The organism is Enterobacter sp. KB-221C9 (genome assembly GCF_041320715.1).
Lineage (GTDB): Bacteria > Pseudomonadota > Gammaproteobacteria > Enterobacterales > Enterobacteriaceae > Enterobacter > Enterobacter asburiae_D.
Genome location: NZ_JBGIWG010000022.1, coordinates 21,927 through 45,583 on the forward strand (window position 1 = coordinate 21,927; position 23,657 = coordinate 45,583).

Annotated in this window: 25 protein-coding genes, 1 tRNA gene and 1 pseudogene; 24 read left to right on the forward strand and 3 right to left on the reverse strand. The window is 54.6% G+C overall.

The annotated features are described in order from the left end of the window. Positions 1-20 precede the first annotated feature (20 nt). Positions 21-788 carry a class II glutamine amidotransferase gene (locus AB8846_RS22130; RefSeq protein WP_010427885.1) on the forward strand — a complete coding sequence of 256 codons (768 nt, stop codon included), beginning with the start codon at positions 21-23 and terminating at the stop codon, positions 786-788. Here AB8846_RS22130 and dpaA read toward each other — a convergent pair. Next, positions 759-1,499, reverse strand: a complete 741-nt coding sequence (gene dpaA, locus AB8846_RS22135; RefSeq protein WP_047347357.1) for a peptidoglycan meso-diaminopimelic acid protein amidase — start codon at positions 1,497-1,499, stop codon at positions 759-761. The two genes, AB8846_RS22130 and dpaA, sit on opposite strands and share 30 nt — an antisense overlap. A gap of 298 nt (positions 1,500-1,797) precedes the next feature. Between dpaA and AB8846_RS22140 the strand changes: the two genes are divergently transcribed. The 8 genes from AB8846_RS22140 (at position 1,798) to dinB (ending at position 9,004) form a co-directional block, all read left to right on the forward strand. Then, positions 1,798-3,141 carry a Na(+)-translocating NADH-quinone reductase subunit A gene (locus AB8846_RS22140; RefSeq protein WP_370733732.1) on the forward strand — a complete coding sequence of 448 codons (1,344 nt, stop codon included), beginning with the start codon at positions 1,798-1,800 and terminating at the stop codon, positions 3,139-3,141. Positions 3,142-3,144: 3 nt separating this feature from the next. Then, positions 3,145-4,380: an NADH:ubiquinone reductase (Na(+)-transporting) subunit B gene (locus AB8846_RS22145; RefSeq protein WP_370733733.1), complete on the forward strand. Its 1,236-nt coding sequence runs from the start codon at positions 3,145-3,147 to the stop codon at positions 4,378-4,380. Continuing rightward, on the forward strand, positions 4,373-5,167 hold the full coding sequence (locus AB8846_RS22150; protein WP_063145504.1) for a Na(+)-translocating NADH-quinone reductase subunit C: 795 nt from the start codon (positions 4,373-4,375) through the stop codon (positions 5,165-5,167). The genes AB8846_RS22145 and AB8846_RS22150 overlap by 8 nt, the downstream gene beginning before the upstream one ends. Further along, entirely contained in the window at positions 5,160-5,798 is a 639-nt protein-coding gene (locus AB8846_RS22155) for an NADH:ubiquinone reductase (Na(+)-transporting) subunit D (protein WP_014882676.1), read from the forward strand. The genes AB8846_RS22150 and AB8846_RS22155 overlap by 8 nt, the downstream gene beginning before the upstream one ends. A gap of 6 nt (positions 5,799-5,804) precedes the next feature. After that, positions 5,805-6,401 carry an NADH:ubiquinone reductase (Na(+)-transporting) subunit E gene (nqrE, locus tag AB8846_RS22160; RefSeq protein ID WP_023334613.1) on the forward strand — a complete coding sequence of 199 codons (597 nt, stop codon included), beginning with the start codon at positions 5,805-5,807 and terminating at the stop codon, positions 6,399-6,401. Positions 6,402-6,411: 10 nt separating this feature from the next. Continuing rightward, entirely contained in the window at positions 6,412-7,635 is a 1,224-nt protein-coding gene (gene nqrF, locus AB8846_RS22165) for an NADH:ubiquinone reductase (Na(+)-transporting) subunit F (RefSeq protein WP_370733734.1), read from the forward strand. Then, entirely contained in the window at positions 7,635-7,838 is a 204-nt protein-coding gene (gene nqrM / locus AB8846_RS22170) for a (Na+)-NQR maturation NqrM (RefSeq protein WP_023615899.1), read from the forward strand. The genes nqrF and nqrM overlap by 1 nt, the downstream gene beginning before the upstream one ends. Positions 7,839-7,945: 107 nt before the next feature. Next, a complete protein-coding gene (dinB, locus tag AB8846_RS22175; protein ID WP_331413261.1) occupies positions 7,946-9,004 on the forward strand; it encodes a DNA polymerase IV in 1,059 nt (352 codons plus the stop codon). A gap of 76 nt (positions 9,005-9,080) precedes the next feature. Here dinB and pepD read toward each other — a convergent pair whose 3' ends face one another. Continuing rightward, positions 9,081-10,538 carry a cytosol nonspecific dipeptidase gene (pepD, locus tag AB8846_RS22180; RefSeq protein ID WP_063145508.1) on the reverse strand — a complete coding sequence of 486 codons (1,458 nt, stop codon included), beginning with the start codon at positions 10,536-10,538 and terminating at the stop codon, positions 9,081-9,083. 260 nt (positions 10,539-10,798) lie between these two features. Here pepD and gpt point away from each other — a divergent pair, with 260 nt between their 5' ends. From gpt to crl, 3 genes are all read left to right on the forward strand, one after another. Beyond that, entirely contained in the window at positions 10,799-11,257 is a 459-nt protein-coding gene (gene gpt, locus AB8846_RS22185; RefSeq protein ID WP_010427903.1) for a xanthine phosphoribosyltransferase, read from the forward strand. 104 nt (positions 11,258-11,361) lie between these two features. Beyond that, complete coding sequence (frsA, locus tag AB8846_RS22190; RefSeq protein ID WP_063145509.1) at positions 11,362-12,606, forward strand: esterase FrsA; 1,245 nt, start codon at positions 11,362-11,364, stop codon at positions 12,604-12,606. Positions 12,607-12,663: 57 nt separating this feature from the next. Further along, entirely contained in the window at positions 12,664-13,065 is a 402-nt protein-coding gene (gene crl / locus AB8846_RS22195; protein WP_023334619.1) for a sigma factor-binding protein Crl, read from the forward strand. Between the two features lie 160 nt (positions 13,066-13,225). Here the strand turns inward: crl and phoE are convergent, their stop codons facing one another. Continuing rightward, positions 13,226-14,278: a phosphoporin PhoE gene (gene phoE / locus AB8846_RS22200; protein WP_032646978.1), complete on the reverse strand. Its 1,053-nt coding sequence runs from the start codon at positions 14,276-14,278 to the stop codon at positions 13,226-13,228. A gap of 306 nt (positions 14,279-14,584) precedes the next feature. On the opposite strand from phoE, the gene proB reads away from it, so the two are divergent. The 12 genes and pseudogenes from proB to AB8846_RS22260 all read left to right on the forward strand — a co-directional run bounded on the left by proB (position 14,585) and on the right by AB8846_RS22260 (position 23,530). After that, on the forward strand, positions 14,585-15,688 hold the full coding sequence (gene proB / locus AB8846_RS22205; RefSeq protein WP_008501877.1) for a glutamate 5-kinase: 1,104 nt from the start codon (positions 14,585-14,587) through the stop codon (positions 15,686-15,688). 10 nt (positions 15,689-15,698) lie between these two features. Then, entirely contained in the window at positions 15,699-16,952 is a 1,254-nt protein-coding gene (gene proA, locus AB8846_RS22210; RefSeq protein WP_370733735.1) for a glutamate-5-semialdehyde dehydrogenase, read from the forward strand. Between the two features lie 111 nt (positions 16,953-17,063). Beyond that, a tRNA-Thr gene (locus tag AB8846_RS22215) sits at positions 17,064-17,139 on the forward strand. A gap of 167 nt (positions 17,140-17,306) precedes the next feature. After that, a complete protein-coding gene (locus AB8846_RS22220) occupies positions 17,307-18,521 on the forward strand; it encodes a tyrosine-type recombinase/integrase (protein WP_370733736.1) in 1,215 nt (404 codons plus the stop codon). A 68-nt stretch (positions 18,522-18,589) separates the two neighbouring features. Beyond that, positions 18,590-19,186 carry a hypothetical protein gene (locus AB8846_RS22225; RefSeq protein WP_020480975.1) on the forward strand — a complete coding sequence of 199 codons (597 nt, stop codon included), beginning with the start codon at positions 18,590-18,592 and terminating at the stop codon, positions 19,184-19,186. A gap of 167 nt (positions 19,187-19,353) precedes the next feature. Next, positions 19,354-19,551, forward strand: coding sequence for an AlpA family transcriptional regulator (locus AB8846_RS22230; RefSeq protein WP_032441478.1), 198 nt, complete (start codon positions 19,354-19,356; stop codon positions 19,549-19,551). A gap of 101 nt (positions 19,552-19,652) precedes the next feature. Then, a pseudogene (locus AB8846_RS22235) lies at positions 19,653-19,964 on the forward strand (ash family protein); the annotation flags it as partial. Positions 19,965-20,011: 47 nt separating this feature from the next. After that, positions 20,012-20,257, forward strand: a complete 246-nt coding sequence (locus AB8846_RS22240; protein ID WP_370733737.1) for a host cell division inhibitor Icd-like protein — start codon at positions 20,012-20,014, stop codon at positions 20,255-20,257. Further along, entirely contained in the window at positions 20,250-21,125 is an 876-nt protein-coding gene (locus AB8846_RS22245; protein WP_087924309.1) for a tyrosine-type recombinase/integrase, read from the forward strand. Before AB8846_RS22240 ends, AB8846_RS22245 begins: the two co-directional genes overlap by 8 nt. Positions 21,126-21,240: 115 nt before the next feature. Beyond that, positions 21,241-21,444, forward strand: a complete 204-nt coding sequence (locus tag AB8846_RS22250) for a hypothetical protein (RefSeq protein WP_014830796.1) — start codon at positions 21,241-21,243, stop codon at positions 21,442-21,444. 11 nt (positions 21,445-21,455) lie between these two features. After that, positions 21,456-21,770 (forward strand): DUF4222 domain-containing protein, encoded by a 315-nt coding sequence (locus AB8846_RS22255; RefSeq protein WP_006809968.1) that lies wholly within the window; start codon positions 21,456-21,458, stop codon positions 21,768-21,770. Then, entirely contained in the window at positions 21,767-23,530 is a 1,764-nt protein-coding gene (locus AB8846_RS22260) for a primase-like DNA-binding domain-containing protein (RefSeq protein WP_032447735.1), read from the forward strand. Before AB8846_RS22255 ends, AB8846_RS22260 begins: the two co-directional genes overlap by 4 nt. Positions 23,531-23,657 lie beyond the last annotated feature (127 nt).

The following is a 23,657-nucleotide window of genomic DNA, read 5'->3' on the forward strand; positions in this document are numbered from 1 at the left end:
CGCTGTTGTGGAGGTGACGTATGTGCGAACTGCTCGGGATGAGCGCCAATGTGCCAACCGATATCTGCTTTAGTTTCACCGGGCTGGTGCAGCGCGGTGGAGGGACCGGGCCGCATAAAGACGGCTGGGGCATCACCTTCTACGAAGGCAAAGGGTGTCGCACGTTCAAAGATCCACAGCCCAGCTTTAACTCGCCGATTGCCAAACTGGTGCAGGACTACCCCATCAAGTCCCGCTCGGTGATCGCCCACATCCGTCAGGCTAACCGTGGCGAAGTGGCGCTGGAAAATACCCATCCGTTTACCCGTGAACTGTGGGGCCGTAACTGGACCTACGCGCACAACGGGCAGCTTACGGGCTATAAGTCGCTGGAGACGGGCAATTTCCGCCCGGTAGGCGAAACGGACAGCGAAAAAGCCTTCTGCTGGCTGCTGCACAAGCTGACGGAGCGCTATCCCCGCACGCCCGGCAACATGGCCGCCGTATTCAAATACATCGCGACGCTGGCGTCTGAACTGCGTGAAAAAGGCGTGTTCAACATGCTGCTCTCTGACGGCCGCTATGTGATGGCGTTCTGCTCGACGAATCTGTTCTGGATCACCCGCCGCGCGCCGTTTGGCGTGGCGACGCTGCTGGATCAGGATGTGGAGATAGACTTTCAGAAGGAGACCACACCGAACGATGTGGTCACTGTTATCGCAACGCAGCCGCTGACGGGCAACGAAACCTGGCAAAAGATTATGCCAGGCGAGTGGGTACTATTTTGTCTCGGGGACCGTGTAATTTGACGCCAACTGTGGATGGACGACTTCGTGGCTCAGCGGTTTGCTGACCACGTAACGGCCATCTACGATAGAGACCACCGGTGGCTTGTGGGTCTGCTCAAAGTAGTCGTAACCCGGCTTCAGCTGTTTCCAGAAATCCGCGTAGTATGAGTACTTGTGACGCGTCATGTTGGCGTCCGTCATGCGGAACGGATAGATGCTGACCTGTACGTTAGGCTGCCCAAAGACCAGCGCGCCCGTCACGAACTGGAAAATCTCATCAATGCCGGAGTCGGTCATCGCATAACAGCCGATAGACACGCAGGCACCGTGGATCATCAGATATTTACCTTCATAACCGTGTGCACGGTCATAGGCATTCGGGAAGCCGATGTTAATGGCTTTATAGAAGCGGCTGTCAGGCTTGAGCTGGCTGCGCTGAACGTTGTAGAACCCTTCCGGACTTTTGAAATCGCCCTGACGCTGTTTTGGCCCCAGCCCACCGGAGTAGTTACAAATTTTGTAACTATCAAGCAGCTGATATGTCTCGCCCATTTTCACAAACAGATCGAGAGTGCGTTCTTCCTTGAAGATTTGAATATAAACCGGCGATCCCATTAACTGCTGTTTATATTCCTTGCTGACCGGCGTCGTTGAGCTATTACTGCTGAGCAGTCCGGCAAACGACATGCACGGAATCAGAAGCATCGCAATGAACAATGCGATTTTACGCATACTACTAGTTCCTTGATAAAACCATGACCAACTTGCCAGGACGGCAAAAGAGACCCGAAATCAGATTATTCTGTTAGGAGCGCTCACATTAGCACCGCTATAGATTTTCGCAAGAGCCGGGCGGTGAGTTTACAAATTAGTTTGACTTTATAAACCATCAAAATTGCGTTGGCTCCAGGAACTTTGCGCATTAGCTCGCAATTTGGCGCGCGCGACGGCGGATTCCCTGCCCGCGAGAAGGGGAAAATGCTACACTTCGCGCCCACTGGATTGTTGTTCATGGAAACCTGCTAACCACATGTTTAAAATCAAAAAAGGACTTAATCTGCCGATTGCAGGCGTGCCAGTGCAGCACGTTTCGACAGGCGCAAGCGTCCGTCATGTCGCCATTTTGGGCGACGACTACCTGGGAATGCGTCCTTCAATGCTGGTACAGGAGGGCGATCGCGTTATCAAAGGACAGGCGCTCTTCGAGGACAAAAAAAATCCCGGCGTGACGTTCACGGCACCCGCGAGCGGCACCGTTGTGGCGATCAACCGCGGCGAACGGCGCGTTCTGCAGTCGGTGGTGATCCGCATTGAAGGCGATGAGCAGCGTGAATTCGCCCATTACGACGCGGCAGACCTCGCGTCGCTGAACCGCGACGCCGTTCAGGCTCAACTGCTGGCGTCCGGTTTATGGACCGCGCTTCGTACGCGTCCCTTCAGCAAATCCCCAGTTCCGGGCACGGAACCGGCCGCGATTTTCGTCACGGCAATCGACACCAATCCGCTCAGCGTGGACCCGCAGCCGGTTATCCTGGCGCAGCGCAAAGCCTTCGATGCCGGACTGACCGTTTTAACCCGCCTCACGTCCGGGAAAGTCCACGTTTGCCAGGCCAGCGGCGGCAAGCTTGGCGGGCATCCGCAGGGGCAGGTCACGTTTAATGAGTTTGCTGGCCCACATCCGGCGGGTCTGGTCGGGACGCACATCCATTTCCTTGAGCCGGTGAGCCTGACGAAGCGGGTCTGGCATCTTAATTATCAAGACGTTATCGCCATCGGTAAGCTTTTTACTACGGGTGAACTCTGCGCTGAACGGATCGTCGCCGTCGGTGGGCCGCAGGCTGCAAACCCGCGTCTGGTGAAGACGCTGCTGGGCGCAGACATCACTGAACTGCTGGTGGGGGAAACGAAAGAGGGGGAAAACCGCCTGATTTCCGGTTCGGTCCTCAGCGGACGCCATGCTGCCGATGCGCACGCGTACCTGGGACGTTTCCATTTGCAGGTGAGCATTGTGCAGGAAGGGCGTGAGAAAGAGCTGTTCGGCTGGGTTCTGCCAGGCGCGGAAAAATACTCCGTCACCCGGACCACGCTGGGCCATTTCCTGCGTAATAAGCTGTTTAGCTTCTCGACCAGCACGCACGGTGGCGAGCGCGCCATGGTCCCGATTGGTAACTACGAGCGCGTCATGCCGCTGGATATTCTGCCGACCATGCTGCTGCGCGATCTGCTTGCCGGTGATACCGACAGCGCGCAGGCGCTGGGCTGTCTGGAGCTTGACGAAGAAGATCTGGCGCTCTGTACCTATGTCTGCCCGGGCAAATACGAATATGGACCGGTATTGCGCGAGGTGTTAACCCGCATTGAGCAGGAAGGATAACCGATGGGCTTAAAACACCTCTTTGAAAAAATTGAGCCGCACTTTACCGAAGGGAAGCTCAAAAAGTACTACCCGCTGTATGAAGCAACGACGACCATTTTCTACACGCCGGGTCTGGTGACGAAAGGGGCGGCGCACGTTCGTGACGCCATCGACCTTAAGCGGATGATGATCCTGGTGTGGTTTGCGGTCTTCCCGGCGATGTTCTGGGGAATGTACAACGTCGGCCTACAGACCCTTCCGGCGCTGCACCATATGTACGATGCACAGCAGCTGGCGCAGGTCATCCAGTCCGACTGGCACTACCGTCTGGCGCAGTCGCTAGGGGTAAGTTTCGCTGCAGACGCGGGCTGGCTGAGCATGATGACGCTGGGTGCGGTTTTCTTCCTGCCGATTTACATCACGGTCTTTATCGTGGGCGGCTTCTGGGAAGTGCTGTTTGCCATCATCCGTAAACATGAGATCAACGAAGGCTTCTTCGTGACCTCTATTCTGTTTGCCCTGATTGTTCCCCCGACGCTGCCGCTCTGGCAGGCGGCGCTGGGCATCAGTTTCGGCGTGGTGATTGCCAAAGAGATCTTCGGCGGCACCGGGCGGAACTTCCTCAACCCGGCGCTGGCGGGACGTGCGTTTCTGTTCTTTGCGTATCCGGCGCAAATCTCGGGCGACCTGGTCTGGACGGCGGCAGACGGTTTTTCCGGCGCGACGCCGCTTTCACAGTGGGCGGCACACGGCGGCGAAACGCTGGTTAACAACGCGACGGGTCAGCCTGTCACCTGGTTTGATGCCTTCATTGGCTACATTCCGGGCTCCATCGGGGAGGTCTCTACGCTGATGATTTTGCTTGGCGGGGCGATCATTCTTTTCGGTCGCGTGGCCTCCTGGCGGATTGTTGCGGGCGTGATGATCGGCATGGTGCTGACCGCCACCCTGTTCAACGTTATCGGTTCGACCACCAACCCAATGTTCTCCATGCCCTGGTACTGGCATCTGGTGCTGGGTGGCTTCGCGTTCGGCATGATGTTCATGGCGACGGACCCCGTCTCGGCCTCGTTTACTGACAAAGGTAAATGGAGCTATGGCGTGCTCATTGGCGCGATGTGCGTTCTGATCCGCGTGGTCAACCCGGCGTACCCGGAAGGGATGATGTTGGCCATTCTGTTTGCCAACCTGTTTGCGCCGCTCTTCGATTACCTGGTGGTGCGGGCCAATATCAAACGGAGGAAGGCGCGTGGCTGAAGTTAAAAATAACGACAGCATCAGCAAAACGTTGCTGGTGGTGCTGGTGCTCTGTCTGGTCTGTTCCATCGTCGTGGCCGGTTCTGCCGTCGGGTTAAAACCTCTGCAGCAGGAGCAGCGCGCGCTGGATAAACAGCGCAACATCCTGGCCGTGGCCGGGCTGATGCAGGAAGGAATGAGCGCAGACGACGTTTCGGCCGTCTTTGCTGAACGTATTTCGGCGCGTCTGGTGGATTTAAAAACGGGTGAACTGCTGGATAAAGACCCGGCAACATTCAACCAGGCGCTGGCGCTGAAAGATCCGCAGATGAGCGTGACGCTGGAGGCATCGCAAGATCCCGCCGGGATTAAGCGTCGCAGCAACCTGGCCGAAATCTATCTGGTTCGCGATCCCCAAAAACGCATTCAGGAAGTGGTGCTCCCGATCTACGGTAACGGGCTGTGGTCAATGATGTACGCCTTTGTGGCACTGGATACCGATGGCCGCACGGTCAAAGGCATTACGTATTACGACCAGGGCGAAACGCCGGGGCTGGGTGGTGAAGTTGAGAACCCTAACTGGCGGGCACAGTTTGTCGGTAAGAAGGTGCTCGACGATAATGGTCTGCCTGCGCTGAAGGTGATGAAAGGGGCGGCACGTCCCGGTGACGACTACGCCGTAGACGGGCTTTCCGGCGCCACGCTCACCTCAAAAGGCGTGCAGCACAGCTTTGATTTCTGGATGGGCGAGCTGGGCTTTGGTCCTTTCCTGAAAAACGTACGTGAAGGAGCGCTGAACAATGGCTGATACCGGTGAACTGAAAGAAGTCAAAAAGGTACTCATTGGCCCACTGCTCGCCAATAACCCGATCACGCTGCAGGTGCTGGGGGTCTGTTCGGCCCTGGCGGTGACGACCAAACTGGAAACGGCGGTGGTAATGACGCTGGCGGTCACGCTGGTCACGGCGTTCTCCAGCATGTTTATCTCGATGATCCGCCACCACATTCCCAACAGCGTGAGGATCATCGTCCAGATGGCGATCATCGCCTCGCTGGTGATCGTGGTCGATCAGCTGCTGCGCGCCTTCGCCTACGAAACCTCCAAACAGCTCTCGGTGTTTGTCGGGCTTATCATCACCAACTGTATCGTGATGGGGCGTGCGGAAGCCTACGCCATGAAAATGCCGCCGCTGGCGAGCTTTATGGACGGTATCGGCAACGGCCTGGGCTACGGCGTGATCCTGCTGACCGTGGGGTTCCTGCGAGAGCTGATTGGCAGCGGCAAGCTGTTTGGCATCACGGTGCTGGACACGGTGCAAAACGGCGGCTGGTATCTGCCAAACGGCCTGTTCCTGCTGGCCCCTAGCGCATTTTTCATTATCGGTTTGTTGATCTGGCTGATTCGTACTTTGAAGCCAGAACAGCAGGAAAAGGAGTAACCGACGATGGCTCATTACCTGAGTTTGTTTGTGCGCGCGGTGTTTGTTGAAAACATGGCGCTCGCGTTTTTCCTCGGCATGTGTACGTTCCTTGCCGTGTCTAAAAAGGTCTCCACGGCATTTGGCCTGGGCGTGGCGGTCACCGTTGTGTTGGGGCTTTCGGTTCCGATTAACAATCTGGTGTACAACTTTGTGCTGCGGGACGGCGCGCTGGTGGAAGGGGTCGATCTCAGCTTCCTGAACTTCATCACCTTTATCGGGGTGATCGCGGCGCTGGTGCAAATACTCGAGATGATCCTCGATAAGTACTTCCCGTCGCTGTACAACGCGCTGGGGATCTTCCTGCCGCTGATCGCGGTGAACTGCGCCATCTTTGGCGGCGTCTCGTTTATGGTTCAGCGTGATTACAACTTCAGTGAATCCGTAGTGTACGGGTTTGGTTCCGGCATCGGCTGGATGCTGGCGATTGTCACCATGGCGGGGATCCGCGAGAAAATGAAATATGCCAACGTGCCTGCGGGTCTGCGTGGCTTAGGGATCACCTTTATCACCACCGGGCTGATGGCGCTGGGCTTTATGTCCTTCTCCGGTGTGCAGCTATAAGGGCTAACAGATGGAAATTATTCTTGGCGTGGTGATGTTCACGCTGATTGTACTGGTGCTGTCAGGGCTGATTCTGGCAGCGCGCGCGAAGCTGGTGAATTCCGGCGACGTGGTGATTGATATTAACGACGACCCGCAGAACCAGATCCGCACGCCTGCGGGGGACAAGCTGCTGAATACGCTCTCCGGTAACGGGATTTTTGTCTCCTCAGCCTGCGGCGGCGGCGGCTCCTGCGGGCAGTGCCGCGTGACGATAAAAGAGGGCGGTGGCGATATCCTTCCCACCGAGCTGGCGCACATCACGAAACGCGAGGCAAAAGAGGGCTGCCGTCTGGCCTGCCAGGTCGCGGTGCGGCAGAACATGAAGATTGAGCTGCCGGAAGAGATCTTCGGCGTTAAAAAATGGGAGTGCGAGGTTATCTCTAATGATAACAAAGCCACCTTTATTAAAGAGCTGAAGCTGCGGGTGCCGGGAGGGGAAGATGTTCCGTTCCGCGCAGGGGGATACATTCAGATTGAGTGTCCTGAGCATACCGTGGCGTATACGGACTTCGACGTGCCGGATGAATACCGCGCCGACTGGGACAAATTCAATCTCTTCCGCTTTGTGTCGGAGGTGAAAGAGCCGACGCTGCGCGCCTACTCGATGGCCAACTACCCGGAAGAGAAGGGCATTATCATGCTCAACGTGCGTATCGCCACGCCGCCACCGAATGTGCCGGACGCGCCGCCGGGCGTAATGTCGTCATACATCTGGTCTCTGAAGCCTGGTGACAAAGTGACGATCTCCGGTCCGTTCGGTGAGTTCTTTGCCAAAGATACCGACGCTGAAATGGTGTTTATCGGCGGCGGTGCCGGTATGGCCCCGATGCGCTCGCACATCTTTGACCAGCTCAAGCGGCTGGGGAGCCAGCGTAAGATCAGCTTCTGGTACGGGGCGCGCTCGCTGCGCGAGATGTTCTATGAAGATGAGTTTGAACAGCTAGCGCGTGAAAACCCGAACTTTTCCTTCCACGTTGCGCTTTCCGATCCGCAGCCGGAAGATAACTGGACGGGATACACGGGGTTCATCCACAACGTGCTGTATGAAAACTACCTCAAGCAGCACCCGGCGCCCGAGGACTGCGAGTTCTATATGTGTGGGCCACCGATGATGAACGCTGCCGTGATTAAGATGCTGAAAGATCTCGGCGTTGAAGATGAGAACATCATGCTCGATGATTTTGGAGGCTAATGATGCTGACATTTCTGGCAACCTTTGTGGTTTTTGTGCTTGTCATCTTCGGCATGTCGTTAGGCTGGATCGTTAAGCGGAAAAGCATTCAGGGCAGCTGCGGGGGTATTTCCTCCATTGGGATGGAAAAGGTCTGCGACTGCCCGGAGCCGTGCGATGCGCGGAAAAAAAGAATGGCCCGCGAGCAGCAGCGCATTATCTAGTCCGGTAGGTCGGGTAAGGCGAAGCCGCCACCCGACAATTCCTACGTACTCTTCTCAATCCTCATTTGTTTACTGTATACTTATCCAGTGATGAGTGAGGGCTTACTATGCGCAAAATAATCCATGTCGATATGGACTGCTTTTTTGCCGCAGTGGAGATGCGTGACAACCCGGCGCTGCGGGATATTCCCATCGCCATTGGCGGCAGCCGCGTTCAGCGTGGTGTCATCAGCACCGCCAACTATCCTGCGCGCAAATTTGGCGTGCGCAGCGCGATGCCGACGGCGATGGCCTTAAAGCTTTGCCCTCATCTCACGCTTCTGCCCGGCCGGTTTGAAGCCTATAAAGAGGCTTCCCTTCATATTCGGGAAATCTTCTCCCGCTATACCTCTCTGATAGAGCCGCTGTCGCTGGACGAAGCCTATCTGGATGTGACCGACAGCGTGCACTGCCACGGCTCCGCCACGCTGATGGCTCAGGAGATCCGCCAGACGATTTTCAACGAGCTGAATCTGACGGCGTCTGCGGGCGTCGCGCCCGTTAAATTCCTCGCCAAAATTGCCTCTGATTTAAATAAGCCCAACGGCCAGTACGTCATCACGCCGGAAGAGGTGCCTGCATTTTTAAAAACCCTGCCGCTCGGCAAAATCCCCGGCGTGGGGAAAGTTTCCGCCGCTAAGCTGGAAAGCATGGGGTTACGGACCTGCGAAGACGTGCAGCGAAGCGATCTCGCCATGCTGCTTAAGCGCTTCGGGAAGTTTGGCCGCGTGCTGTGGGAGCGCAGCCAGGGGATTGACGATCGCGATGTGAACAGCGAACGGCTACGGAAATCCGTCGGCGTTGAGCGCACCCTCATTGAAGATATTCATGACTGGTCCGAATGCGAAATCATTATCACGGAACAGCTTTATCCTGAGCTGGAACGACGTTTAAGCAAGGTGAAGCCGGACCTGCTCATTGCCCGTCAGGGTATCAAATTAAAATTCAACGACTTCCAGCAGACCACGCAGGAACACGTCTGGCCGCGTCTGAATAAAGACGATCTTATCGCGACGGCGAAAAAGGCATGGGAAGAAAGACGAGGCGGGCGAGGAGTAAGGCTGGTGGGATTACACGTCACGCTGCTGGATCCGCAGTTAGAGCGACAGCTGGTCTTAGGATTGTAAAAAAGCCCGGTGCGCTACGCTTACCGGGCCTACGTTTTTCACCCTCTCCCTTTGGGAGAGGGCTGGGGTGAGGGTATTACTTAACGGGGATCGCTTTCAGCAGTTCAGTCAGCAGCGTCCAGTAGTGACCGACGCTTTCGATATGAACCTGCTCATCCGGGGAGTGCGGACCGGTAATGGTTGGCCCGATGGACACCATATCCATATCCGGATACGGTTTCTTGAACAGGCCACATTCCAGACCGGCGTGGATCACCTGAATGTTCGGGGTGCTGTTGAACAGACGCTGATAGGTTTCACGCACCAGCGCCATCACCGGAGAACTTGCATCCGGCTGCCAGCCCGGGTAGCTGCCTTTTGCAGACGTCTTCGCGCCCGCCAGCGTGCCCAGAGATTCCAGCATGCTCACCACGTACTCTTTACCGCTGTCGATAAGCGATCGGATCAGGCAGATGATTTCTGCGCTGTCGTCGCTCATGGTCACCACGCCCACGTTCAGTGAGGTTTCCACCACGCCTTTCGCCACGTCAGAGTTGCGGATCACGCCGTTTGGCGTCGCGTTCAGCAGCTGAACGAAGGTGTCACGAGACTGCGCGGTCAGCGCGGCTTTATCCGTAGATACGGATTCCAGCACCACGGTCAGGTTTTTCTCTTTCGCCGACAGTTCGTTCTTCAGGATATCCAGATACACGGCGGAGAGTTTTTTCAGCTCGTCCGCTTTTGCCGCCGGTACTGCCACGGTGGTGAACGCTTCGCGTGGGATCGCGTTGCGCAGGGTACCGCCGTTGAAGTCGACCAGACGCAGATCCAGCTCGGCCGCATGGCCTGCCAGGAAGCGCGCCAGCAGCTTGTTGGCGTTACCCAGACCCAGGTGAATATCACCGCCGGAGTGGCCGCCTTTCAGCCCTTTCAGCGTCAGCTTGAAGGTCTGGAAGCCCGCAGGAATCGCTTCGCGCGACAGCGGCAGGGTAGAGATGAAATCAATCCCGCCCGCGCAGCCCATGTAGATCTCGCCTTCTTCTTCAGAGTCGGTGTTGATCAGGATGTCCGCCTGCAGCCAGTTCGCCTGCAGACCGAACGCGCCGTCCATGCCCGCTTCTTCGGTCATGGTCAGCAGCACTTCCAGTGGACCGTGCTCAACGCTGTCGTCAGCCAGCACCGCCAGCGCAGAGGCCATGCCGATGCCGTTATCCGCGCCCAGGGTGGTGCCGCGTGCTTTCACCCAGTCGCCGTCGATGTACGGTTGAATCGGGTCTTTGGTGAAGTCGTGAACGGTGTCGTTATTCTTCTGTGGCACCATGTCCAGGTGCGCCTGAAGCACAACCGGTTTGCGGTTTTCCATGCCTGCGGTAGCAGGTTTACGGATCAGAATGTTGCCAACCTGGTCACGTTCAGCATGCAGACCTTTTTCCTTCGCCCAGCCCATAATATGTTCGGCAAGCTGTTCTTCATGGTAGGAAGGGTGTGGAATGGAGCAGATTTTTGCAAAAATATCCCACAGCGGCTGCGGAGATAATTGAGACAGTTCAGACACGATAAGTCTCCTTGTCGAGGCGCTGCAAACAGGGTTGCAGGCCACAGGGTTAGCAGGTTAATAGTTACCACAAGTCAGGCTTGCGAGATGAAACTGAGAATACCACTTTCTCTGCTGGCTGGTAGCATAAAGCATGTAAAAACTCAGGCAGAGGGCGCTAAACACTGGTTTTTAGTGCGTCAGATCTCTATAATCTCGCGCAACCTATTTCCCCCTCGAACACTTTTTAAGCCGTATAAAAACAGGCTGGGACACTTCACATGAGCGAAAAATACGTCGTCACCTGGGACATGTTGCAGATTCACGCACGCAAACTGGCTGCGCGTCTGATGCCTTCCGAACAGTGGAAAGGCATTATTGCCGTCAGCCGTGGCGGTCTGGTACCGGGGGCGCTGCTGGCACGTGAGCTGGGCATTCGTCATGTCGATACCGTTTGCATCTCCAGCTATGACCATGACAACCAGCGCGAGCTGACCGTGCTGAAACGTGCGGAAGGCGACGGTGAAGGCTTCATCGTTATTGATGACCTGGTAGATACCGGCGGTACAGCGGTTGCTATCCGCGAAATGTATCCGAAAGCACATTTCGTCACTATCTTCGCGAAACCTGCTGGCCGCCCGCTGGTTGACGATTACGTGATTGATATCCCGCAGGATACCTGGATTGAACAGCCATGGGATATGGGCGTGGTCTTCGTACCGCCTATTTCAGGCCGTTAATACCAGTACGTAACTTTACACGCCCGGCTATGTCGGGCGTTGTTCTTTTTAGCCTGCACCGCGTTACAATAGTCTCTATACGACGTATCCATGGAGGCAACGCAATGACGCAGGCGAATCTCACCGAAACTCTCTTTAAACCCCGTTTCAAACACCCTGAAACGTCGACGCTGGTGCGTCGCTTTAATCCGGGTACCCAGCCTGCCGTCCAGTCCGCGTTAGACGGCAAAAACGTGCCTCACTGGTATCGCATGATTAACCGCCTGATGTGGATCTGGCGCGGTATTGACCCCCGTGAAATCCTTGATGTCCAGGCACGTATCGTGATGAGCGAATCTGAACGGACCGACAGCGAGCTTTACGATACGGTGGTGGGCTATCGCGGCGGCAACTGGATCTATGAGTGGTCGAAACAGGCGATGCTCTGGCAGCAAAAAGCCAGCCAGGAAGAGGATGCCACGCGCAGCGGCAAGCACTGGCTGCATGCGGCCAATCTCTACGCCATTGCCGCGTATCCACATCTGAAAGGTGATGAGCTGGCTGAGCAGGCCCAGGCGCTGGCGAACCGTGCTTATGAAGAGGCGGCGCAGCGTTTGCCGGGCCAAATGCGCGAGCTTGAGTTCAGCATTCCAGGCGGCGCACCCGTCACCGGGTTCCTGCATATGCCGGAAGGCGACGGCCCGTTCCCGACCGTACTGATGTGCGGTGGGCTGGATTCCCTGCAAATCGATTATTACAGCCTCTTTGAGCGCTACTTCGCACCAAAAGGGATCGCGATGCTGACGCTTGATATGCCCTCAATCGGTTTCTCATCCAAATGGAAACTGACGCAGGATTCCAGCCTGCTGCACCAGCATGCGCTAAAAGCGCTGGAGAACATTCCCTGGGTTGACCACACCCGCGTGGCGGCATTCGGCTTCCGTTTTGGCGCGAACGTCGCGGTGCGTCTGGCCTACCTTGAATCGTCTCGTCTGAAAGCCGTCGCCTGCCTTGGTCCGGTCGTTCACGCCCTGCTCAGCGATCCTGCTCGGCAGGGGAGCGTACCTGAAATGTACCTTGATGTGCTGGCCAGCCGTCTTGGCATGCATGATGCATCAGACGAAGCGCTGCGCATTGAACTCAATCGCTACTCGTTAAAAACGCAAGGGTTGCTGGGTCGTCGCTGCCCAACGCCGATGCTGTCGGGATTCTGGAAAAACGATCCGTTCAGCCCGGAAGAAGAGTCGCGCTTAATCACTTCGTCATCTGCGGATGGCAAATTGCTTGAAGTGCCGTTCAGCCCGGTCTATCAGAATTTCGACAAAGCGCTGAAAGAGATTACGCGCTGGATCGCTCAGAGATTGTGTTAATAGATTGCTAAATTTCGCTGGTTTGGTAAAACAGTGGCTTCACAAAAGGAGATCGCAATGACGTTACCGAGTGGACACCCGAAAAGTAGGCTGATTAAGAAGTTTATGGCTCTCGGCCCGTATATTCGAGAAGAGCAGTGTGAAGAGAATCGCTTTTTTTTCGACTGCCTGGCTGTATGCGTCAACGTGAAGCCTGCCCCCGAAAAACGTGAATTCTGGGGCTGGTGGATGGAAATGGAAGCAGAGGAAAAACGTTTTACGTATAGCTACCAGTTTGGCCTGTTTAATAAAGACGGCAACTGGCAGGCTACCTCTATTAAAGATCAGGAAGTGATTGACCGCCTGGAATATACGCTAAAAGAGTTCCACGATAAGGCACGCGCGCTGCTGGCTACCCTGGATCTCAAGTTCGAACCCGCGGATGACTTTTCCAGCGAAGCGGTGAAGCTGACTGCCTGATGGTGTCACAGCGCCGGGTGGCGGCTTCGCCTTACCCGGCCTACAAAAACTGATGGTTTTCTCCCTCTCCCTGTGGGAGAGGGCCGGGGTGAGGGCACCAGACCGCATTAATTCCCGACAAAAAAACCGGCATTAAGCCGGTTTTTTTTATTTCGCATCATCAGAACTGGTAGGTCATACCCACGGCAACGATGTCATCGCTGCTCACGCCCAGTTTATTTTTGTCGTCAATCTGGTTGATTTTATAATCAACAAAGGTGGACATATTTTTGTTGAAGTAATAGGTCGCGCCAACGTCAATATATTTCACCAGATCTTCGTCACCAATACCTTCGATATCTTTGCCTTTAGACTGGACATAACCCAGGGACGGGCGCAGACCAAAGTCGAACTGATATTGTGCGACAACTTCAAAGTTCTGCGCTTTATTTGCAAACCCGCCGGAAATTGGCGTCATATTACGGGTTTCTGAATACATCGCTGCCAGATAAATATCGTTCGCGTCATATTTCAGACCGGTAGCCCAGGCTTCGGCTTTCTGGCCCTGGCCACGCGCCAGCAGGTTCTGAGCATTGGTGCGGTCAGAGTTGGTGTAGGCGCCGCTGACGGCGAAATCGCTGCCGCCGAAGTCATAGGTCAGAGAGGTACCAAAACCGTCACCGTTCTGTTTCTTGGCGTCACGGTTTTCGTTTTTCCCCTGGTACTGCAGCGTCATGTCCAGACCGTCAACCGCGCCGAAGAAGTCGGTGTTGCGGTAAGTCGCCAGGCCAGTAGCACGCTTGGTCATGAAGTTATCGGTCTGCGCTGAAGAGTCGCCGCCGAACTCAGGGAACATATCGGTCCATGCTTCGACGTCATACAGGGCACCCAGGTTACGACCGTAATCCAGTGAACCAAAGTTTTTCAGTTTCAGGCCAGCGAACGCAAGACGCGTCTTCTGAGAGGAGTCGCTCTCAGCTTTGTTACCTGCAAATTCAGATTCCCAACGGCCATAGCCCGTCAGCTGATCGTTAATCTGTGTTTCGCCTTTAAAACCAAAACGAACGTAAGTCTGATCGCCATCTTTGGTGGCATCATCACTGATGTAGTGCATGGCTTTCACTTTGCCGTACACGTCCAGCTTATTACCATCTTTATTATAAACTTCAGCTGCGTGAACGGATGCAGAAGCCACTACGCCCATAACCATTAATGCCAGAGTGCTCTTTTTCATTTTCGGTCCTGTCTTTATAAACGCGCTAAAAAAATTCGCTGGACGATAAGCTCATGCTTAAGTCCCGTGAAAAAACAGGAAGGGTTTTATCGTTTTGGAATGAAACTTTTATGACAAACTAAGAATAATTTTAAAAAACTGTGATTTATTATTTCGGTAATAAAAGTGTCAAACTTTCCCGCTAGGCTTCCTGATCCCGCGCAACAAAGTGTTTCGCGATGTGCTAAGGCAGTTGGCAACGGGGCTGACTCCTGTTAAAACGTTCGTTCGACATTACTTTCCCTTATCGTTGAACGGCAGAGAATCATGAGTGACAGCCAGACGCTGGTGGTAAAACTCGGTACCAGTGTTTTAACAGGCGGATCGCGCCGCCTAAATCGCGCCCACATTGTTGAGCTTGTACGTCAGTGCGCTCAGTTACATGCCGCAGGGCATCGTATTGTGATTGTGACCTCCGGGGCGATTGCCGCCGGGCGTGAACACCTGGGTTACCCCGAACTCCCCGCGACGATCGCTTCCAAACAGCTGCTGGCCGCCGTGGGGCAAAGCCGACTCATTCAACTCTGGGAACAGTTGTTCTCTATCTATGGCATCCACGTCGGGCAGATGTTGCTGACGCGTGCGGATATGGAAGACAGAGAGCGCTTCCTGAACGCCCGCGATACTCTGCGCGCGCTGCTGGACAACAATATTGTTCCGGTCATTAACGAGAACGATGCCGTTGCCACCGCTGAAATCAAAGTGGGTGATAACGATAACCTCTCGGCGCTGGCCGCGATTCTGGCCGGAGCCGATAAATTACTGCTTCTGACCGATCAGCAGGGTCTGTTCACCGCCGATCCGCGCTCCAACCCGGAAGCCGAGCTGATTACCGACGTTCACGGTATCGACGATGCGCTGCGCGCCATCGCCGGTGACAGCGTTTCAGGCCTCGGAACGGGCGGGATGGGGACCAAGCTGCAGGCCGCTGACGTCGCATGCCGCGCCGGTATCGACACCATCATTGCGGCGGGCAGCCGCCCTGGCGTGATTGGTGACGTGATGGAAGGCATCTCCGTCGGTACCCGCTTCCACGCCCAGGAATCCCCGCTGGAAAACCGCAAGCGCTGGATATTTGGCGCGCCTCCTGCTGGCGAACTCGTCGTCGATGAAGGGGCAACCGCCGCGATTCTGGAACGAGGAAGTTCATTACTTCCTAAAGGAATTAAAAGCGTGACAGGCAACTTCTCCCGTGGTGAAGTGATCCGTATCCGTAACCTCGAAGGCCGCGACATCGCCCACGGCGTAAGCCGTTATAACAGCGATGCCCTGCGCCGCATCGCGGGTCACCACTCACAGCAGATCGACGCCATTCTGGGCTATGAATATGGTCCGGTTGCCGTGCATCGCGATGACATGATTATTCGTTAAGGAGCAGAACATGCTGGAACAAATGGGCGCAGCCGCGAAGGCCGCCTCTTACAAACTGGCGCTCCTTTCCAGTCGCGAGAAAAACCGCGTGCTGGAAAAAATCGCTGATTATCTGGAATCACAGTCCCAGGAAATTTTGCTCGCCAACGAGCAGGATTTACTGGAAGCGCGTCGTAACGGTTTGAGCGAAGCGATGCTCGACCGTCTGGCGCTGAACCCGGCACGCCTGAAAGGCATCGCCGACGATGTGCGTCAGGTCTGCAATCTTGCCGACCCGGTAGGGCAGGTGATCGACGGCGGGCTGCTTGACAGCGGTTTACGCCTGGAGCGCCGCCGCGTGCCGCTCGGCGTTATCGGCGTTATTTATGAAGCCCGTCCAAACGTGACGGTGGATGTCGCGTCTCTGTGCCTGAAAACCGGTAACGCCGCTATTCTGCGCGGTGGCAAAGAGACATGGCGCACCAACGCCGCGACGGTGAAAGTCATTCAGCAGGCGCTGGAAGAGTGTGGCTTACCGGCGGGTGCCGTACAGGCGATCGAGAGCCCAGACCGCGCGCTGGTCAACGAAATGCTGCGCATGGACAAATACATCGATATGCTGATCCCACGCGGCGGCGCGGGCTTGCACAAGCTATGCCGCGAGCAGTCGACGATTCCGGTGATCACCGGCGGCATCGGCGTGTGCCATATCGTGGTCGACGACAGCGCTGAGATTGAACCGGCGCTGAAGATTATCGTTAACGCGAAAACCCAGCGTCCAAGCACCTGTAACACCGTAGAAACGCTGCTGGTGCATCAGGATATTGCGAACACCTTCCTGCCGGCCCTGAGCAAACAGATGGCAGAGAGCGGCGTGACGCTGCATGCTGACGCCAACGCGCTCGCACTGCTTCAGGAAGGCCCGGCTAACGTTGTTCCCGTAAAAGCGGAGCAGTACGACGATGAGTTCCTGTCACTGGATCTGAACGTGAAAATCGTTACCGACCTTGACGACGCCATTGCGCACATCCGTGAACACGGCACGCAGCATTCTGACGCGATCCTGACGCGCACCCTGCGCAATGCCGATCGCTTCGTGAACGAGGTGGATTCCTCTGCGGTCTATGTGAATGCCTCCACCCGCTTCACCGACGGCGGCCAGTTCGGCCTTGGCGCAGAGGTGGCGGTCAGCACGCAGAAACTGCACGCGCGTGGGCCGATGGGGCTGGAAGCGCTGACCACGTACAAGTGGATCGGCTTCGGTGACGATACGATTCGTGCGTAAATAATCACGGGTGATGCAAAAATAGCCGTTTGATTCAAAAGGGCATTGACGCATCACCCGGATAGATCTACCCTTTTGCCCCGTGGTTACACTCGTAACCGGCCTCTCAGGGCCGATATAGCTCAGTTGGTAGAGCAGCGCATTCGTAATGCGAAGGTCGTAGGTTCGACTCCTATTATCGGCACCATTCTAACGTCTCCCCAAGTCTACTAAAGTTCACTAAAACCCCTTATACTCTGCTGCTTTGCAGCCCCTTTTAGTATTTCTACGTCTACTAAAGTTCCCTGAAATCTACGGTCGTTTGGGGGTACTTATGGGGGTATTTGCTGTTCGGTCTAGAGGAGGTACCCCCAAGTGAAACTAAACGCCCGGCAGGTGGACGCCGCCAAACCTAAAGATAAGCCTTTCAAGCTGGCTGATGGTGGTGGTTTGTATCTCCTGATTAAACCTAATGGCGGCAAATACTGGCGGCTCAAGTATCGTGTAGCCGGTAAAGAGAAGCTGTTAGCGCTGGGTGTGTACCCTGAAGTCACGTTGGCCGATGCTCGGGCAAAACGTGAAGAAGCCAAAAGGGGTATCGCTGGGGGTATCGATCCTATGGAAGCGAAACGGGAAGAGAAGATCGCCCGTGAAACGCAGTTAAACAACACCTTCAAAGATATTGCCCTTGAGTGGCACAGCAACAAACTAAAAAAATGGTCTGCTGGGTATGCTTCAGACATCCTCGAAGCCTTCAATAAGGATGTGTTCCCATACATTGGCAAAAAACCAATAGCCGATATTAAACCGCTTGAACTGTTGAATGTACTGCGGCGCATTGAGGGGCGCGGTGCTACCGAAAAGGCAAGAAAAGTTAGGCAGCGCTGTGGGGAAGTTTTCCGTTACGCAATAGTCACCGGTCGAGCTGAGTATAACCCCGCCCCGGATCTCACCAGTGCGATGCAAGGGCACGAGTCCAATCATTTTCCTTTCCTTACACCGAAAGAATTGCCTGATTTCTTCAATGCGTTGTCAGGATATTCTGGAAGCGAGTTAGTAGTTTTGGCTGCTCGTTTGCTGATTATCACCGGATTGCGTCCCGGCGAACTCCGTGGGGCATTTTGGGATGAAATCAATATCAGTAAGGCGGTCTGGGAAATACCCGCTTCACGCATGAAAATGCGTCGCCCTCATGTGGTGCCGTTGTCCAGGCAAGCTCTTACGCTTATTGGTCAGATCCAAGAGCTAACAGGCAATTACCCGCTTGTGTTCCCAGGCCGTAACGATCCGCGAAAAACAATGAGTGAAGCCAGCATAAACCAAGTCTTCAAGCGGATTGGCTATAACGGAAAAGTCACCGGGCACGGTTTCCGGCACACCATGAGTACCATCCTGCACGAACAGGGCTACAACACCGCGTGGATAGAAACGCAGCTGGCACACGTCGACAAAAACTCTATTCGAGGAACGTACAACCACGCCCAGTATCTGGATGGCCGCCGCGAAATGCTCCAGTGGTATGCCGACTATATGGAGGCGTTGGAAAACGGCGAAAATGTAGTGCATGGAATGTTTGGGAAAAGCGATTAACTGTATGTATAGACAGTGCTAATTGACAGTAGTAGACTTCTGTAGACTATCGTTAGCAGGAAGCTTTTATGCGAGAAAACATCCTCAACATGCCCCATCATCTTCGCCGACAACGTGTGGTCACTGCTGAGCAGGCTGCAATGGCTATGGCTGGCGTGTACAGTTGTTCACGCCTAGATGAGTTGAAAGCTAAATTCCCTCCTGAGATCTACAACATTGCTTCCAGTTACTTGAGGATAATTTTGAGTGCTGTAAACGCAGAAGAACTACATCCCAAGAGAACATGGTCTAGCTCACCTGGCGGAGATATCACTGGAGCTGATTTTTATTCCAATGATATTTGGCCTTGGGCTGTTAAAGAAATATCAGCTACAGATAGTTGGTTTGGATGTGATCCAGATAGCTTTAGCGAAAAGTACCAGCCTTTACGAAGCGGGTGGGGCGAGTTTGCTGGTAAAGATACAGCGTTAAAACTGATCGCTGGAATGGCTATTGCGCTTGAAAAATCAGGTGGTAAATATGTTCGCGGTAAAAATTTGAACAAATCCGAAGTTGCTAGGAGTGCTTCAAGAAGCATATTGGAACATGGCGATGGCATCGATGTGACAGATAAGGCATTGACTATGCTAATTAATGAAGCTCTGAACACATACGCTTCCAAATAGCTCGTAAGGATTTCCAAAAAGTCGATCTATAGGTTCTAAAACTTCTGGCCGTACTTCTATTTCAGTGGAAGAGCTGCTTCCAACTGATTTACCGTGACTTCCACAACTACCCGCATGTTTTTGCTGAAATATACCTCGTAGACCACATTAGACTTCGAGAGGTATATATGTCCCATTCCCTTATCCGCTTACCTGAAGTTCAGCGCAGAACCGGCTATAGCAAGGCTTGGATCTATCGACTCATGGCTGAGCAACGTTTCCCCTCATCCATAAAGATTGGTTCTCGAGCAATTGCTTTCATTGAAAGCGAAATTGATGAATGGATTAGTGAGCGCATTGAATCGTCACGCAGCCAAACGAACTGAGATTCTGTGAGTAGAGATAATTTGCGAGAGTTTGCACTTCGGATCTCGCAGAATAAGTTTGTCGCGACAGCTCACTAAACAATTCAAAAAAGGTTAATGCCATGAAGAACAATTATGCCCGTCTGGGGCAGGGCTTCGCTCACCCTAAAAACTCCTTGCCTTGTTATTCAACTGAAGGGTATGCTTTAAAAGCACCAGCAAAATCTGGTGTCGGGCGTGAGAACCCGGATAAGCAAAAGGCGATACCAGACGCCTATAGCGTCTTTTTTTGTGTCGTAAAGCCAGTACATCTTCTTTCTGCGGGGAAGATCCGCATCGAATCTATGGTGGCGCTGGCGGGGCAGCCGAAAGGCTGGCCGGTATCCTTTTGCACCGGTATTCTCACCCCCGTCAGTGTCACCACCCTTTATGAGCGTGAGAACTCAGGTGGTGACTCCAGTAAGCAAAAGGAGGCTGCCACATGGCTACTACCCCAACCCAAAAACTGCCCAAATTCACCTGGATTTTCCTCGGTACGCCGAAAGGTCGGACCTGCACTCCCGTTGTTATCCGCATCGTTGCCGACAGTGAGCAGGAAGCCCGCGAGTTTTATTCCCGCTGGGATCTTATCTTTGCCGCCAAAATTCGCTCTGAATGTTCGCTTTATCAGTACAGCAGCGGCGCGTTTGAACTGGATGTTGCGAAATTGGGAGGTAGCCATGTTTAACCTCCAGACCCTGACAGCTAAAGCCCGCGAGCTGCGCGGCAACGTGGTAAAAGCCACTACCACGAAAGGCACCCGCACCATGACGCCCGTTTACGAACGGGAAGAGCAGCGCAAACTGCGCGAACGCATCCAGCAGACCCAGCCGGACTGGGTTTTACTCTGGTGGGATATTGCGACCGTTACCGGCTGGCGTACCAGCGACGTGTGCAACTTCCGTTACTCCTGCATCAACTGGGAAACCGGCATTGCAACAATCATCGTAGCGAAGCAGACCAAAGCAGCGGAAGCCAGAGCGACCCGGAAGGGGATCGAGATTGTTCGCCAGCAGCGCAAGGACGCAGCCCGGCTTGCTGGCGATCACATTGGGTACATGCACTGGGATAGCGTGAGCTGCGACGAACTGGCCGCCGGCATGACGGGAGAAGAACAGGCGATCGTGTTTGAGCTGGTGGCAAAGGCTGAAGTTAAGCACGACACCAAACAGCTGCCGCCGGGCATCATCAAACGACTGCGTGAACGCATGGAGCGCAATCTTATCGGTGACGACCTGGTATTTTCCCGCAGCCAGATTGAAAGTAACCGCTGCCAGTCTCTGGAAGGTAGCGTGAGCCGCCAGACAATCTGGAAGAAACTGCATAACGTAATGGTGTGGTTTACCCGCGTGGTAAACACGCGTCTGCGCCTGAGCGCCTATTCCAGCCGCAAAATTGCCGCCTTTAATCTCATGTCCGCCGGCGGCGAACAGGGTTTGCTGGTCGCCTCTGAAATGCTCGGACACAGTAACCCGGCAATCACCCGAACTTACCTCCAGTTAGGCAGTAAGGCCTCCGCCATTCAATCCCGTCTGGCCATGGAGGTATCTGTATGAAAATGGTTATCCAACTTTGCTGTCTCGGCGCTTTTCTCGATCACGTATCTGAGCAATTAAATAGCGCGCGATATTGTTTTGTCCGCCAGTCATTAAGGGACGGGGAGGAGAAATTATGACTCCTGTTTACGATCTGGTTCGCCGGGCCGACGGCAAAAACGTTTTCAGTTTCCCGGCCGGCGGCCGCTATCTGGTGGACACGTCAAATGGTCTTCAGTCGATGCGCCCCCTTATGGACGACGAGATCATTTTTACGGTGGAGAGTGCCGCGCGCTTTCTGAAGAAAATTGGTTATCAGGTAATCCCGCCAGCGGCGTGAGGTAAAAAATTATGACGATTAAAAATTCCGGCTTAGCTGCTGGTGGCCGCGCTCACCCTGAAATCAGGCCGGGCGATAAATGGAAGGACAGTCGGGGCAATATCGTAATTATCGAAAGTTACCGATTCGACAGAGTGACATATTGCCGTGAAGGGTACAGCTCACCGTGTTTTTGTACGCCCGAAAGACTGGTGCGGGAGTTTGAATTTGTTTCTTCCGCGCCGGTTGCCGGCGAGAAAGATATCGATCGGATTATGCGGGTACAGGGCATCGAACGAATTCGGGTTATGCGGGAAATCATCAGGGAGCGAGGGAACAGAAAATGAAGAATGCACCAAACCTTAAAAAGCAGCCGGCGGATCTCATGGAGGAGTCAATTATCTTTGCCGGCGCCGATGCCTGGACGTTCGCTAAAGCATGGCAGGAAATGAACCCGATTGGCGACACCGTGCCGCCGGTCGTGCTGGATAAAAAGCAGCTGGCGGAGCTGGAGAATATCCGGATTGTGGATGATGGCCGGCTCTATGCCCGCGTTTGTCGTGGCGGGCATCTGACCGAACGGCAGATAACCATTCTCGCCACAAAGCTGGCGGTGGCCGGCGTGGAGCGCGCGCAATTCTACTCTGAAGGTTATCAGCTTCTGGAGGACTGGACGCCGCAGCTGCCGCGCCTCAAAGCCGATGCGGAAGCCGGCAAAAGCATGGTGATCGGCAAACCGCTGACGGATGTAAACCTCCGCGACCTGGCTGATAACGAGAAGGCGCTCATACTGGCCGCGCGTTACACCGGCATTGCGATAAATGAAAACAGCGAAGGCGTATACGTCTACCGTGCCGGCATCTGGGAGAAAACGTCTCTGCTCGAGCTGAGCCGCGAAATGGTGGCTATCTACAACGAGAACAAAACCAACTTCAGCAAGCGCGCGATCAACAACGTTATCGACGCCCTGAAAATTGTTATCCCGGTAATGGGGGAGCCGCGGCGCAGCCTGATCCCCTTTGCAAACGGCGTCTACGATATGGAAACCGGCGTTTTCTCCGAACACAGCCAGGATAACTGGCTGACCAACCACAACGGCGTGACCTACACGCCGGCGGTGCCGGGCGAAAACCTCCGCGACCACGCGCCGAACTTCCATAAGTGGCTAAGTTACGCATCAGATAGAGACGCAATTAAGATGCAGCGCATCGCTGCAGCGCTCTTTATGGTGCTGGCGAACCGGTACGACTGGCAGTTGTTCCTCGAGATAACCGGGGAGGGCGGCAGCGGGAAAAGTGTCTTTACCCATATCGCCACGATGCTGGCCGGCGCGCATAACACCGCCAGCGGGAACATGGCGGCGCTCGACAGCGCGCGCGGGCGGGCACAGTTCGTCGGGAAAAGCATGATAACGCTTCCTGATCAGCCCAAATATTCAGGAGAGGGCACCGGGATAAAAGCGATAACCGGCGGGGATGCCGTGGAGATAGACCCGAAACACGAGCACCAGTACACCGCCGTTCTGCGGGCGGTGGTTGTGGCCACGAACAACACGCCGATGATTTTCACCGAACGTGCCGGCGGCGTTTCCCGGCGACGCGTAATTTTCCAGTTTAACCGGCGCGTCAGCGAAGAGGATAAAGATCCCGACCTGGCAGAAAAGATATCCGCTGAAATTCCGGTAGTTGTTCGCCGGCTGCTGGCGAACTTTGCGAACCCGGAAAAAGCGCGGGCGCTTCTGCTGGAGCAACGGAACAGCGAAGAGGCATTAGAGGTGAAACAGAAAACGGATCCGCTGTACGCCTTCTGTGCGCATCTGGAGCGCCTGGCTGATTGTGCGGGAATGATGGTAGGAAACCGCAATCCGCCTCACTATCCGCGAATTTATCTCTATCACGCTTATCTGGCATTCCTGGAGGCCAACGGTTTCGACAAGCCGCTGACGCTGAATAAATTCGCAGAGGGGATGGAAAGTGCGATGAGGGAGTTTAATCACGAGTACCGTAAGGAACGTAGAGCCCGTGGCATGGTGACTAACGTTGAACTTTCGGAAAGTGCGGAAGACTGGTTACCTCAGACTCATCCTGTAGCCGGTCATAAAGAATGAAGTTCAGATAAATATGGAGAAAGGTATACATGGTATACATCGAGAGGATAATTTATATATAAATCAGTGGAATAAACCATGTATACCTTGTTTTCAGGTATACACAGGGTGTACATGGTGTTCATTC

Excerpts from the sequence above, each read along its gene's own strand:
- AB8846_RS22130 (WP_010427885.1), top strand. The coding sequence starts at position 21 with ATGTGCGAACTGCTCGGGATGAGCGCCAATGTGCCAACCGATATCTGC.
- dpaA (WP_047347357.1), bottom strand. The coding sequence starts at position 1,499 with ATGCGTAAAATCGCATTGTTCATTGCGATGCTTCTGATTCCGTGCATG.
- AB8846_RS22140 (WP_370733732.1), top strand. The coding sequence starts at position 1,798 with ATGTTTAAAATCAAAAAAGGACTTAATCTGCCGATTGCAGGCGTGCCA.
- AB8846_RS22145 (WP_370733733.1), top strand. The coding sequence starts at position 3,145 with ATGGGCTTAAAACACCTCTTTGAAAAAATTGAGCCGCACTTTACCGAA.
- AB8846_RS22155 (WP_014882676.1), top strand. The coding sequence starts at position 5,160 with ATGGCTGATACCGGTGAACTGAAAGAAGTCAAAAAGGTACTCATTGGC.
- nqrE (WP_023334613.1), top strand. The coding sequence starts at position 5,805 with ATGGCTCATTACCTGAGTTTGTTTGTGCGCGCGGTGTTTGTTGAAAAC.
- nqrF (WP_370733734.1), top strand. The coding sequence starts at position 6,412 with ATGGAAATTATTCTTGGCGTGGTGATGTTCACGCTGATTGTACTGGTG.
- nqrM (WP_023615899.1), top strand. The coding sequence starts at position 7,635 with ATGATGCTGACATTTCTGGCAACCTTTGTGGTTTTTGTGCTTGTCATC.
- dinB (WP_331413261.1), top strand. The coding sequence starts at position 7,946 with ATGCGCAAAATAATCCATGTCGATATGGACTGCTTTTTTGCCGCAGTG.
- gpt (WP_010427903.1), top strand. The coding sequence starts at position 10,799 with ATGAGCGAAAAATACGTCGTCACCTGGGACATGTTGCAGATTCACGCA.
- frsA (WP_063145509.1), top strand. The coding sequence starts at position 11,362 with ATGACGCAGGCGAATCTCACCGAAACTCTCTTTAAACCCCGTTTCAAA.
- crl (WP_023334619.1), top strand. The coding sequence starts at position 12,664 with ATGACGTTACCGAGTGGACACCCGAAAAGTAGGCTGATTAAGAAGTTT.
- phoE (WP_032646978.1), bottom strand. The coding sequence starts at position 14,278 with ATGAAAAAGAGCACTCTGGCATTAATGGTTATGGGCGTAGTGGCTTCT.
- proB (WP_008501877.1), top strand. The coding sequence starts at position 14,585 with ATGAGTGACAGCCAGACGCTGGTGGTAAAACTCGGTACCAGTGTTTTA.
- proA (WP_370733735.1), top strand. The coding sequence starts at position 15,699 with ATGCTGGAACAAATGGGCGCAGCCGCGAAGGCCGCCTCTTACAAACTG.
- AB8846_RS22225 (WP_020480975.1), top strand. The coding sequence starts at position 18,590 with ATGCGAGAAAACATCCTCAACATGCCCCATCATCTTCGCCGACAACGT.
- AB8846_RS22230 (WP_032441478.1), top strand. The coding sequence starts at position 19,354 with ATGTCCCATTCCCTTATCCGCTTACCTGAAGTTCAGCGCAGAACCGGC.
- AB8846_RS22240 (WP_370733737.1), top strand. The coding sequence starts at position 20,012 with ATGGCTACTACCCCAACCCAAAAACTGCCCAAATTCACCTGGATTTTC.
- AB8846_RS22245 (WP_087924309.1), top strand. The coding sequence starts at position 20,250 with ATGTTTAACCTCCAGACCCTGACAGCTAAAGCCCGCGAGCTGCGCGGC.
- AB8846_RS22250 (WP_014830796.1), top strand. The coding sequence starts at position 21,241 with ATGACTCCTGTTTACGATCTGGTTCGCCGGGCCGACGGCAAAAACGTT.
- AB8846_RS22255 (WP_006809968.1), top strand. The coding sequence starts at position 21,456 with ATGACGATTAAAAATTCCGGCTTAGCTGCTGGTGGCCGCGCTCACCCT.
- AB8846_RS22260 (WP_032447735.1), top strand. The coding sequence starts at position 21,767 with ATGAAGAATGCACCAAACCTTAAAAAGCAGCCGGCGGATCTCATGGAG.